Annotated in this window: 10 protein-coding genes; 8 read left to right on the top strand and 2 right to left on the bottom strand. The window is 72.5% G+C overall.

Annotated features, from left to right (window positions below):
- Window positions 1–12: 12 nt before the first annotated feature.
- The 6 genes from tal (at window position 13) to FHX78_RS04240 (ending at window position 6,898) form a co-directional block, all read left to right on the top strand.
- Window positions 13–1,161 (top strand): transaldolase, encoded by a 1,149-nt coding sequence (gene tal / locus FHX78_RS04215; protein ID WP_145866116.1) that lies wholly within the window; start codon window positions 13–15, stop codon window positions 1,159–1,161.
- Between the two features lie 143 nt (window positions 1,162–1,304).
- The gene (gene zwf / locus FHX78_RS04220) at window positions 1,305–2,849 is read left to right on the top strand and encodes a glucose-6-phosphate dehydrogenase (RefSeq protein WP_145871628.1); all 1,545 of its coding nucleotides are present in this window, start codon (window positions 1,305–1,307) and stop codon (window positions 2,847–2,849) included.
- Window positions 2,846–3,781, top strand: coding sequence for a glucose-6-phosphate dehydrogenase assembly protein OpcA (gene opcA, locus FHX78_RS04225; RefSeq protein ID WP_145866117.1), 936 nt, complete (start codon window positions 2,846–2,848; stop codon window positions 3,779–3,781). Before zwf ends, opcA begins: the two co-directional genes overlap by 4 nt.
- Window positions 3,774–5,417: a glucose-6-phosphate isomerase gene (gene pgi / locus FHX78_RS04230; protein WP_145866118.1), complete on the top strand. Its 1,644-nt coding sequence runs from the start codon at window positions 3,774–3,776 to the stop codon at window positions 5,415–5,417. Before opcA ends, pgi begins: the two co-directional genes overlap by 8 nt.
- 6 nt (window positions 5,418–5,423) lie before the next feature.
- Window positions 5,424–6,308 carry a phosphogluconate dehydrogenase (NAD(+)-dependent, decarboxylating) gene (gnd, locus tag FHX78_RS04235; RefSeq protein WP_145866119.1) on the top strand — a complete coding sequence of 295 codons (885 nt, stop codon included), beginning with the start codon at window positions 5,424–5,426 and terminating at the stop codon, window positions 6,306–6,308.
- A gap of 5 nt (window positions 6,309–6,313) precedes the next feature.
- On the top strand, window positions 6,314–6,898 hold the full coding sequence (locus FHX78_RS04240) for a histidine phosphatase family protein (protein ID WP_145866120.1): 585 nt from the start codon (window positions 6,314–6,316) through the stop codon (window positions 6,896–6,898).
- 10 nt (window positions 6,899–6,908) lie between these two features.
- Here FHX78_RS04240 and FHX78_RS04245 read toward each other — a convergent pair whose 3' ends face one another.
- Both FHX78_RS04245 and FHX78_RS04250 read right to left on the bottom strand, forming a co-directional pair.
- Window positions 6,909–8,696, bottom strand: a complete 1,788-nt coding sequence (locus FHX78_RS04245) for a bifunctional sugar phosphate isomerase/epimerase/4-hydroxyphenylpyruvate dioxygenase family protein (protein WP_145866121.1) — start codon at window positions 8,694–8,696, stop codon at window positions 6,909–6,911.
- A gap of 90 nt (window positions 8,697–8,786) precedes the next feature.
- Window positions 8,787–9,674 carry a shikimate dehydrogenase gene (locus FHX78_RS04250; RefSeq protein ID WP_145866122.1) on the bottom strand — a complete coding sequence of 296 codons (888 nt, stop codon included), beginning with the start codon at window positions 9,672–9,674 and terminating at the stop codon, window positions 8,787–8,789.
- A 144-nt stretch (window positions 9,675–9,818) separates the two neighbouring features.
- On the opposite strand from FHX78_RS04250, the gene FHX78_RS04255 reads away from it, so the two are divergent.
- Together FHX78_RS04255 and FHX78_RS04260 are read left to right on the top strand one after the other, a co-directional pair.
- Window positions 9,819–10,484: a TetR/AcrR family transcriptional regulator gene (locus FHX78_RS04255; protein ID WP_145866123.1), complete on the top strand. Its 666-nt coding sequence runs from the start codon at window positions 9,819–9,821 to the stop codon at window positions 10,482–10,484.
- Between the two features lie 162 nt (window positions 10,485–10,646).
- Window positions 10,647–12,005 carry an MFS transporter gene (locus FHX78_RS04260; protein ID WP_145866124.1) on the top strand — a complete coding sequence of 453 codons (1,359 nt, stop codon included), beginning with the start codon at window positions 10,647–10,649 and terminating at the stop codon, window positions 12,003–12,005.
- Window positions 12,006–12,236: the final 231 nt, after the last annotated feature.

Below are 12,236 nucleotides of genomic sequence, written 5' to 3' on the forward strand. Positions count from 1 at the left end.
GCGAGAAAGAAGATGATCAATGTGAACGAAGCAACCGCGAACGCGGGAGCACTGAAACGACTGGCCGACGAGGGGGTGTCGGTCTGGCTGGACGACCTGTCCCGGGAGCGCCTCGCCTCGGGCACCCTGGCCGCGCTCGTCGAGGCCGGGACCGTGGTCGGTGTCACCACCAACCCGTCGATCTTCCAGGCCGCCATCGGGTCGGGAGCGGGGTACGAGGAGCAGCTCGCCGACCTGGCCGTGCGGGGTGTCACGGTCGACGAGGCGGTGCGGATGATGACCACCCCCGACGTCCGGGCGGCCGCCGACGTCCTGCGGCCGGTGTACGAGGCGACCGGCGGCCGGGACGGCCGGGTCTCCATCGAGGTCGACCCGCGGCTGGCGCACGACACCCGTGCGACGGTCGCCGAGGCCCGGCAGCTGGCCTGGCTGGTGGACCGGCCCAACGTGATGATCAAGATTCCGGCGACGAAGGCCGGCCTCCCCGCGATCACCGAGGTGATCGGCGCCGGGATCAGTGTCAACGTCACGCTGATCTTCTCGCTGGAGCGGTACCGCGAGGTCATGGACGCCTACCTCGCCGGTCTGGAGCAGGCGCGCGCCGCCGGGCTCGACCTGGCCGCGATCCACTCCGTGGCCTCCTTCTTCGTCTCGCGCGTCGACAGCGAGATCGACAAGCGGCTGACGGTGCTGGGCACGCACGAGGCCCTCGCCCTGAAGGGCCGGGCGGCCCTGGCCAACGCACGGCTCGCCTACGAGGCGTACGAGGAGGTCTTCTCCGGTGAGCGCCGGCCGGCGCCGGCCGGGGGGTCCCGGGCCAACGAGCAGCGCCCGCTGTGGGCGTCCACGGGGGTGAAGGACCCCGCCTACAAGGACACCCTGTATGTGGAGGAGCTGGTCGCACCCGGCACCGTCAACACGATGCCCGAGGCCACGCTGAGGGCCACCGCCGATCACGGCGTGGTCCGGGGCGACACCGTCACCGGCGGCTACGCCCAGGCGCGGGCCGACCTGGCCGCCGTGGAGCGGCTCGGGATCTCGTACGACGAGGTGGTGCGGCAGCTGGAGAACGAGGCCGTCGCGAAGTTCGAGGACGCCTGGCAGGAGCTGCTCGACGCGGTGGCGAAGGCGCTCGACAGCAAGGGAGTTGACGCGGAATGACCGACGAGACGACCGGACCGGCGGCGCAGGCCCCCGGCGGGGCGGGAGCGCCCGGAGCGGCGGCGGACACCTCGGTGACCGCGCCGGAGGAGACGGCTGAGGTGCCCGCTGAGGAACCGGCGGAGGAACCGGCGGAGGCCCTCATGGCCCCCGATCCGCCCGCCGCCGACTGGTCCAACCCGTTGCGTGACCCCCGGGACCGCCGCCTGCCCCGGGTCGCCGGCCCCTCCGGCCTGGTGATCTTCGGTGTGACGGGCGACCTGTCCCGCAAGAAGCTGATGCCGGCCGTGTACGACCTCGCCAACCGGGGCCTGCTGCCGCCGGGCTTCTCGCTGGTCGGGTTCGCCCGCCGGGACTGGGAGGACCAGGACTTCGCGCAGGTGGTGCACGACGCGGTCAAGGAGCACGCCCGCACCCCGTTCCGCGAGGAGGTCTGGCAGCAGCTCTCCGAGGGCATGCGGTTCGTCCCCGGTGACTTCGACGACGACTCGGCGTTCAAGCACCTGCGCTCGGCGGTCGAGGAGCTGGACGCCTCCCGGGGCACCAGCGGCAACTACGCCTTCTACCTCTCCGTACCGCCGAAGTTCTTCCCCAAGGTGGTCCAGCAGCTGAAGAAGCACGGGCTGGCCGACGCCCCCGAGGGCTCCTGGCGGCGCGCGGTGATCGAGAAGCCGTTCGGGCACGACCTGACGTCGGCCCGGGAGCTCAACGCGATCGTGCACGAGGTGTTCGACCCGGAGCAGGTCTTCCGGATCGACCACTACCTCGGCAAGGAGACCGTGCAGAACATCTTGGCGCTGCGCTTCGCCAACCAGATGTTCGAGCCGATCTGGAACAGGTCCTTCGTGGACCATGTGCAGATCACCATGGCGGAGGACATCGGCATCGGCGGCCGCGCGGGCTACTACGACGGCATCGGCGCTGCGCGTGACGTCATCCAGAACCACCTGCTGCAGCTGATGGCGCTCACCGCGATGGAGGAACCGGCCTCCTTCGACGCGGCCTCGCTGCTGACCGAGAAGCTGAAGGTGTTCCGGGCCGTCGAGCTCCCGGACGACCTGGGCCGGCACACGGTGCGCGGCCAGTACGAGGGCGCCTGGCAGGGCGGCGCGAAGGTGCGCGGCTATCTGGAGGAGGAGGGCATCGACCCGGCCTCCGCCACGGACACCTACGCGGCGATCAAGCTCGGGGTGGACAACCGGCGCTGGGCGGGCGTCCCCTTCTACCTGCGCGCCGGCAAGCGGCTCGGCCGCCGGGTCACCGAGATCGCGGTGGTCTTCCAGCGGGCGCCGCACTCCCCCTTCGACTCCACCGCCACCGAGGAGCTGGGCGAGAACGCGATCGTCATCCGGGTCCAGCCGGACGAGGGCATGACGGTCCGCTTCGGCTCCAAGGTGCCGGGCACGTCCATGGAGCTGCGGGACGTGACGATGGACTTCGCCTACGGCGAGTCGTTCACCGAGTCCAGCCCGGAGGCGTACGAACGGCTCATCCTGGACGTCCTCCTGGGGGACGCCAACCTGTTCCCCCGGCACCAGGAAGTGGAAGAGTCCTGGAAGATCCTCGACCCGATCGAGGAGTACTGGGCGTCTCACGGCCGGCCGGCGCGGTACGCCTCGGGCAGCTGGGGACCCGCGGAAGCCGACGAGATGCTCGCACGAGACGGACGGAGCTGGCGCAGGCCATGAAGATCGACCTGACCGACACCACGGCAAGCAAGGTCAACAAGGCGCTGGTGCAGGGCCGCCGCGCCATCGGCACACCGGCCGTGGGCATGGTCCTGACGATGGTGATCGTCACGGACGAGGAGAACGCCTACGACTCGATCAAGGCGGCCGAGGAGGCCTCGCACGAGCACCCCTCGCGCACCCTGGTCGTCATCAAGCGGCACGCCCGCACCCCGCGCGAGCGCACCCACCCCCGGCTGGACGCCGAGGTACGGGTCGGCTCGGAGGCCGGCACCGGGGAGACCGTGGTGCTGCGGACCTACGGCGAGGTGTCCGAGCACGCCGACTCGGTGGTGCTGCCGCTGCTGCTGCCGGACGCCCCGGTGGTGGTGTGGTGGCCGTCGGACGCGCCCGACAACCCCGCGAAGGACCCGCTGGGCGCGCTGGGCCAGCGCAGGATCACCGACCTGTACGCGGTCGAGAACCCGATGGAGGTGCTCGAGAAGCGGAGGCGCACCTACGCTCCCGGCGACACCGACCTGGCGTGGACCAGGCTGACGCTGTGGCGCTCCATGCTGGCGGCGGCGCTGGACCAGGCCCGGGCGACGGTGACCTCGGCGGCCGTGGAGGCCGAGGCGGACAATCCGGCCGCCGAGCTGCTCGCGCGCTGGCTGGAGGCGCGGCTGAAGGTCACCGTGGACCGGGTGGTGACGGCCGGGCCGGTCGTCACGGCGGTCCGGCTGGGCACCGCGGACGGCGAGGTCGTCATCGACCGGCCCGAGGGCCCGCTGGCCACGCTCACCCTGCCGGGCCAGCCCTCGCGCCGGCTGGCGCTGAAGGTCCGGCCCACTTCCGAACTGATCGCCGAGGAGCTCAGGCGCCTCGACGCGGACGAGATGTACGCCATCGCCCTGCGCGGCGAGGCCACCGAGGAGATCCCCGCCCATGTCTGACGTCCCCGAGCCGATCCGGCGCCCCGAGTGGGCCGCCCTGGAGAACCACCGCACGGACGCCCTGCCTCAGCCCGACCTGCGGGAACTGTTCGCCGCCGACCCGTCCCGCGCGCAGCGCTACGTTGTCCACGTGGGCGACCTGCGCATCGACTACTCCAAGCACCTGGTCACCGACGACACGCTCGCCCTGCTGGTCGAGCTGGCCGAGGCCACCGACGTGCCCGGTCTGCGGGACGCCATGTTCCGTGGCGAGAGGATCAACACCACGGAGGACCGGGCGGTGCTGCACACCGCGCTGCGGGCTCCGCGGGACGCGGTGGTCGAGGTGGACGGGGAGAACGTGGTCCCGGCCGTGCACGCCGTCCTGGACCGGATGGCGGACTTCGCCGGCCGGGTGCGTTCCGGGGAGTGGACGGGGCACACCGGCAGGCGGATCCGCAACGTCGTCAACATCGGCATCGGCGGCTCGGACCTGGGGCCCGCGATGGCGTACGAGGTGCTGCGCCCCTACACCGCGCGCGACCTGACGTTCCGTTTCGTGTCGAACGTGGACGGCGCCGACCTGCACGAGGCGGTACGTGACCTGGACCCGGCCGAGACGCTGTTCATCGTCGCGTCCAAGACGTTCACCACCATCGAGACGGTCACCAACGCCACCTCCGCGCGGAACTGGCTGCTGGACGCGCTGGGTGACGAGAAGGCGGTGGCCAGGCACTTCGTGGCCCTGTCGACGAACGCCGAGAAGGTCACGGACTTCGGCATCGACACGGCGAACATGTTCGAGTTCTGGGACTGGGTCGGCGGACGCTACTCGTTCGACTCGGCGATCGGCCTGTCGCTGATGATCGCGATCGGCCCGGACCGCTTCCGGGAGATGCTGGACGGCTTCCGCATCGTCGACGAGCACTTCGTCAACGCGCCCGCCGAGGCCAACGCGCCGATGATCCTGGGCCTGCTGGGCGTCTGGTACAACAACTTCCTCGACGCGCAGTCGCACGCGGTGCTGCCGTACTCGCACTACCTGTCGAAGTTCACCGCCTACCTCCAGCAGCTCGACATGGAGTCCAACGGCAAGTCGGTGGACCGCCAGGGCCGCCCGGTCACCTGGCAGACCGGACCGGTGGTGTGGGGCACGCCCGGCACCAACGGGCAGCACGCCTACTACCAGCTGATCCACCAGGGCACCAAGCTGATCCCGGCCGACCTGATCGGGTTCGCCCGCCCGGTCGCCGAGCTGAGCGACGACCTCACGGCCCAGCACGACCTGCTGATGGCCAACCTGTTCGCCCAGGGCCAGGCCCTCGCCTTCGGCAAGACCGCCGAGGAGGTCCGGGCGGAGGGCGTGCCCGAGGAGCAGGTGCCGCACCGCACCTTCCGCGGCAACCACCCCACCACCACGATCCTGGCCACCGAACTGACCCCGTCGGTGCTCGGCCAGCTGATCGCGCTCTACGAGCACAAGGTGTTCGTGCAGGGCGCGATCTGGAACATCGACTCCTTCGACCAGTGGGGCGTCGAACTCGGCAAGGTGCTCGCCAAGCGCGTCGAGCCCGCCCTCACCGAAGGCGCCGACGTCCCCGGTCTCGACCCGTCCACGGCCGCGCTGGTGGCCGCCTACCGCGAACGCAGGAAGTGAACTGACATGCAGATCGGTCTTGTTGGTCTCGGCAAGATGGGCGGCAACATGCGCGAGCGCATCCGCAACGCCGGCCACACCGTGATCGGGTACGACACCAACCCCGAACTCTCCGACGTGGACCACCTGTCCGACCTCGTCGACCGGCTCGAAGGGCCGCGCGCGGTGTGGGTGATGGTCCCGGCAGGCGCCGCCACGCAGCACGTCATCGACCAGCTGGCGAGCCTGCTCAAGCCCGGCGACACCGTCGTCGACGGCGGCAACTCCCGCTGGACGGACGACGAGAAGCACGCCAGGGAGCTGGGCGCCCGGGGCATCGGGTTCGTCGACGCCGGCGTCTCGGGCGGCGTCTGGGGCCTGAAGAACGGCTACGCCCTGATGGTCGGCGGTGACGAGGAGCACGTGGAGCGGCTGAAGCCGATCTTCGACGCGCTCAAGCCGGACGGCCCGTACGGCTATGTCCACGCGGGCCGGGTGGGCGCCGGGCACTTCGCGAAGATGGTCCACAACGGCATCGAGTACGCCATGATGCAGGCCTACGCCGAGGGCTGGGAGCTGCTGGAGAAGGCCGAGTCGGTGACCGGCGTCCGGGACGTGTTCCGCTCCTGGCAGGAGGGCACCGTCATCCGCTCCTGGCTGCTGGACCTCGCGGTCAACGCCCTCGACGAGGACGAGCACCTGGAGCGGCTGCGGGGTTACGCGGAGGACTCGGGCGAGGGCCGCTGGACCGTGGAGGCGGCGATCGACAACGCCGTGCCGCTGCCGGCGATCACCGCGTCGCTGTTCGCGCGGTTCGCCTCCCGTCAGGAGGACTCGCCGCAGATGAAGATGGTCGCGGCGCTGCGCAACCAGTTCGGCGGCCACGCCGTCGAGTCGGCGAAGAAGGCGTAACGACCGTGGGGGATCTGCTGCTGGCGCGGCACGGCGAGACGGAGTGGAGCAGAGCGGGCCGGCACACCGGCCGCACCGATCTGCCCCTGACCCCGGCGGGTGAGGCACAGGCCAAGTCCCTCGCCCCGCTGCTGGCCGGACGGGCCTTCGGACTGGTGCTCACCAGCCCGCTGGCCCGTGCCCGGCGCACCGCCGACCTGGCGGGCCTGACCGGCGCCCTGCCGGAACCGGACCTGCGGGAGTGGGACTACGGCGCCTACGAGGGCATCACGACCGCCGAGATCCACCGGACCCGGCCCGGCTGGGACCTGTGGACCGACGGGGTGCCGCCGGGCACGGAGTTCGCGGGCGAGTCCCCCGAGCAGGTCGGGGCCCGCGCGGACCGGGTGCTGTCCCGGCTGGCCGGGGCGCTGGAGGAGGGGGACGTCGTGCTCGTGGCCCACGGTCACCTGCTGCGCGTCCTGACGGCCCGCCGGCTGGGTCTGCCCCCGGCCGCCGGCCGCCTGTTCCGGCTGGAGACGGGCACGTTGAGCCGTCTGTCGCTGGAGCACGGCAGGCCCGTCGTCGCCGAGTGGAACACCCGCCCGTAACCGGTGCGCCTCAGCCGCCCGCGTGCGTCCGCGCGGCGTGCTGGGCGGCCAGGCGGACGGGGGCGTTGCGGGCGCCGTAGCCGCGGTGGCCGGGGTCGCGCTGGAGGAGCTCGAAGAAGACCCCGCCGATGGTGCGGGTGTAGCAGTGGCGCAGGGCGCCGTGCTCGTCACGGTCGTAGAGGATGCCCACTTCGCGGTAGGTGTCCAGCTCGCCGTCGGCGAAGTCGTGGCGGGCGGCGAGGTCGTCGTGGTAGTTCGCCGGGATCGGCAGCAGCCGGCCCCCGGCGTCACGGAAGCGGCGGGCCGCGGCCACCACGTCGTCGGTGGCGAGCGCGATGTGCTGGGCGTGCACGGTGTCGTCCGTGGGCGCGGCACCGACGGTGAGGGCGATCCGGACGCTGCCGTCGGCGTTGCTGACCGCGCGGCTGCGCAGCAGGCCGTAGGGGTCGGCGACGTCCACGCTGTCCTCGGCCCGCAGGCCGAGCACGCTGCGGTGGAACAGCGCCGCCTCGTCGAAGTGGTGCCAGGGCTGGGTGAGGGCGAGGTGGTCGATGTGCCGCACGCCCGGGGCCGCGGGGGCGTGCTCCACGTCCTCGAAGTCGGCCCGCCAGCCGTCGGGCCGCGTACCGCAGAAGAACAGTTCCGTGCCGTCGGGCGCGGCCACCGCGTCGAGCGGGGCGTCCCCGGGGGCGCGGCGGCGCGGCAGGACGGGCGCCAGCAGGGCCTCCGCGCGGCGGGCGGCTCCGGCGGGGTCGGGTGACTCCAGGCCGACGGCGGCGAGCCGGGTGCCGTCACGGCGCACGGCCGCACCGGTGTTGACCAGGATGCGTGCCTCGCCCTGCTGCCACAGGTCGACGGGCTTGCCGCGGTGCCGGGCGGTGCGGGCGAAACCGAGGGCGCCGAGCAGCGCCGCGAGGGGTTCCGCGTCCGGTGTGAGGAGTTCGGCGAAGGCGAATCCGGTCGGCACGACGGGGGCGGGCGGTCCGGCGGCGCCCACCTCCTCCTGGAGCATCAGCAGGGAGCGGCGGGCGTCCACGGCGGTCGGGCCGGCCTCGGACTGCCGGACGACGTCGTTGAACACCTCCAGGGAGAGCGGTCCGTCGTAGCCGGTGCGCAGGACGTGCCGGACCAGTCCGGCGACGTCGAAACCGCCCTGGCCGGGGAAGCAGCGGTGGTGGCGGCTCCACTGGAGGACGTCCATCGCGGGCAGCGGGGCGTCGGCGAGCTGGAGGAAGAAGATCTTCTCGCCGGGGATGTCCTCGATGCCCTCGGGGTCGCAGCCGCGGGAGAGGATGTGGAAGCTGTCCAGACAGGTGCCGAGCGCGGGATGGTCCGCCGCCTCGACGATCCGCCAGGCGTGGTCGTAGGTGCTGACGTGCCGTCCCCAGGCCAGCGCCTCGTACGCCACCCGGATGCCGAAGTCGGCGGCCAGGCCGGCCAGTTCGCTCAGCTGCCCGGCGGCGAGGGCGTCGTCGTCCACGGCGGCGGGGTCGACGCTGGAGCAGACCAGGACCGTGTCCGCGCCCAGCCGGCGCATCAGATCGAACTTGTGCCGGGCCCGGCGCAGGTTGCGGGCGAACACCTCGGCGGGCACGGCCTCGATGTCGCGCAGCGGCTGGTAGAGGTCGACGGTCAGCCCGAGGTCGGCGCAGCGGGCGCGGACCTCCTCCGGGGAGAGGGGGGCGGCGAGCAGGTCGTTCTCGAAGATCTCCACCCCGTCGAAGCCGGCCCGGGCGGCGGCCGTGAGCTTCTCGGTGAGGGACCCGCTGAGGGAGACGGTGGCGATGGACGTGCGCACGTCGGTACCTCTCGCTTCCGTGGACTGGCGGGATCGTCCGGGAGGGCCGGGGGCTTCCCGTGGCTGTGCTTCCTGGGCCGCGCGGTCCGGCTAGCGGGGCGTGGTGACGGCGCCGCCGGTCAGTTCGGTGAGGTCGGCGAGCATCCGGGCCGTGTCGGGTTCCCGGCCGGTGAACAGGCGGAACGCGTCGGCGGCCTGGAAGGCGGCCATGCCGCCGCCGTCGAGGGTGGCGCAGCCGGCCGCGCGGGCGGCGCGCAGCAGTTCGGTCTCCAGCGGGCGGTAGACCACCTCGGCGACCCACAGGTCCGGGTGCAGCAGTCCGGCCGGCAGGGGCAGGCCGGGGTGGGCGGCCATGCCGGTGGGGGTGGCGTGGACGAGGCCGCCGGTGCCGTGGGCTGCGGCGAGCAGGCGGGGCAGCCGGTCGGGGGTCGCGGCGGCGGCGCGGCCCGGGCCGAAGGCGCGGTTCAGTGCGGTGGCGAGTTCGGCGGCCCGGTCGGGCAGGGCGTCCACGACGGTGACCCGGCCGGCGCCCAGGGTGAGCGTGGCGTGGGCGACGGCCGCTCCGGCGCCGCCCGCGCCGAGCTGCACCACGCGCTCCAGCGGTACGTCGGGCAGACCGCGGGCGAAGGAGGCGGCGAAGCCGGTGACGTCGGTGTTGTGGCCGATGGCGCGGCCGTCGTCGAACACGACGGTGTTGACCGCGCCGAGCGCCCGCGCCCGCGGATCGAGGGCGTCGAGGTGGTCGAGGACGAGCTGTTTGCACGGGTGGGTGATGTTGAGCCCGTCGAACCCGAGGAGCCGGGCGGCACGCAGCAGTTCGCCCACCGCCTCCGGCGGCACGCCGATCGTGTCGAGGTCGAGCAGCCGGTACAGACAGCGCAGTCCCTGGCGGCCGGCCTCCCGCTCGTGCAGCGCGGGGCTGAGCGACGGGCCGATGCCGGAGCCGATCAGCCCGACGAGATACGAGTCCTTGAGCACCGGGACCTCCAGAGACGGCTCACCAATGTACGAACCAGTACGTTAGCTATATCAGCAGCGAAGGCCGGGCGGGAAGACCCGGCGGGCCGGGGCCGGGCTGCTTCTAGAATCACCGGACACCGCACCCCGGCCCGAAGGAACCCGATGACCAGCGTCGAAGAACCGGCACGGCCCGGCGAGCGCATCCGTGACGCCGCCCGCACCAGGGCCGAGATCCTCGACGTGGCGACCCAGGAGTTCGCCCGGGCCGGCTACGACGGCGCCCGCGTCGACGAGATCGCGGCCCGCACCCGCACCACCAAGCGGATGATCTACTACTACTTCGGCGGCAAGGAACAGCTGTTCACGGCCGTGCTGGAGCGGGCGTACGGGGTGATCCGCGAGGCCGAACAGCAGCTGGACGTCGACCACCTGGACCCGGTGGCGGCCATCCGGCGGCTGGCGGAGCTGACCTTCGACCACCACGAGCGGCACCCCGACTTCATCCGCCTGGTCAGCATCGAGAACATCCACGGCGCGCAGCACATCGCGGCCAGCGAGAAGCTGGGCCGGATGGGGTCGCCCGCGCTGGACGTGATCCGCCGGATCCTCGCGGCGGGGCAGGAGTCGGGCCTGTTCACGGCCGATGTCGACGCGGTCGACCTGCACGCGATGATCAGCTCGTTCTGCTTCTTCCGGGTGTCCAACCGGCACACCTTCGGCGCGCTGTTCGCCCGCGACCTGGTGGACCCGCACCGGCGCGAGCACTACCGGACGATGCTGGGCGACATGGTGATCGCCTACCTCACGGCGGAGCGCGCGGCGGGCTGATGCGCGCGGCGGGATGCGACGCGACCCCTTGACAGTGGTGGCGGCCGGGCGCAGCATCCCTACCGCCGCGACTAACTATCCAGTGGGTTAATTAGCGCATCGGCCTCTCCCCTCCGCTCGCCCTCCGCGTACCGTCGTGGAGTCCCCCTGAAGGAGCACGCCGTGTCCGTCCCCGCACCGCACCGCGACGCAGCCCCGCCCGGACAGCCGAAGAAGGCCGCGGCCGCGGCCTGGATCGGCAGCGCCCTGGAGTACTACGACTTCTTCATCTACGGCAGTGCGGCGGCGCTGATCTTCCCGGAGGTCTTCTTCGACGACTCCGACCCGGCCACCGCCACCCTGCTGTCGCTGGCCACCTTCGGTGTCGCCTACGCGGCCCGGCCGCTCGGCGCGCTGTTCCTCGGGCACGTCGGGGACCGGCTCGGCCGCAAGAAGATCATGGTCTTCACGCTGATGCTGATGGGCCTGTCGACGTTCCTCATCGGCTGTCTGCCCACCCGCTCCCAGGTCGGCGACCTCGCCCCGGTGCTGCTGGTGCTGTGCCGCGTCCTCCAGGGCATCTCGGCGGCCGGCGAGCAGGCCAGCGCCAACTCGATGACCCTGGAACACGCGCCGGCGGACCGGCGGGGCTTCTTCACCAGCTTCACGCTCAGCGGCACCCAGGGCGGGCAGTTGCTCGCCACGCTGGTGTTCATCCCGGTCGCCGCGCTGCCCGAGGAGCACCTGCTGTCCTGGGGCTGGCGGGTGCCGTTCTGGCTGAGCGTCGCGGTGGCCGTGGCGGGCTGGGTCATCCGGCGCAGGCTGGAGGAGACACCGGCCTTCGCCCGGCAGACCGCCACCGAGGGCGTGGTGCGGCTGCCGCTGGTGGTGCTGGTGCGCGAGCACTGGGCGGACGTCCTGCGGGTCGTCGCGGGCGCGCTGATCGCCTCCGTCAGCACGATCTTCACGGTGTGGGCGCTGGCGTACGCGACCAGTGACGCCGTCGGCATGTCGCGCTCCTCCATGCTCTGGGTGGGTGCCCTGGCCAATGTCGTCGCGCTGGCGGCGATCCCGTTGTGGGCCGCGCTCTCCGACCGGGTGGGCCGCCGTCCGGTGTTCCTGGTCGGCGCCGCCGGCAGCGCGGTGACGATGTTCCTGTACCTGTGGGCGATCTCCACCGGGAACCACGCGCTGACCCTGCTCCTCGGCATCCTCGCCTTCGGTGTCGTCTACAGCGCCGCGAACGGTGTGTGGCCGTCCTTCTACGGGGAGATGTTCCCGACCCGCGTCCGGCTCTCGGGTGTGGCGATCGGCACCCAGATCGGTTTCGCGGTGGCCGGTTTCGCGGTCACGTTCGCCGCGCGGATCGCCGGTCCCGACGGCGACGACTGGTCCGCGGTGGCCCTCTTCACGGCGGCCCTGTGCGTGCCGCCGGTGCTCGCCGCGCTCACGGCCCGGGAGACCCACCGCACGGCCACCGAACGGCTCGGGGAACGCGCGGGCGCGGCGGAGGCGGAGCGGCCGGAGAAGGTGACGGCCTGACCCGCTGCCGGTGATTCCCAGGTCCCTTCCGCGAGGGGCCCGGCGACCAGCGCTCCCGCCGCCGGGCGGGGGCGCTCGTCGGCGTCGCGGGTCGGCGCGCGCTCGCCCGCACTCCGTTCCCGACCGGTCAGGAATCGAGAAGCGCGACGGGCCGCGGCCCGCCTAGCCTGGCCCTGGCGCGCGCATCCGCGGCCGGGAACCCGTCGTACGGACGGCGGGCCACGGCCGGTG

The sequence above is a fragment of the Streptomyces capillispiralis genome, assembly GCF_007829875.1.
GTDB classification, from domain to species: domain Bacteria; phylum Actinomycetota; class Actinomycetes; order Streptomycetales; family Streptomycetaceae; genus Streptomyces; species Streptomyces capillispiralis.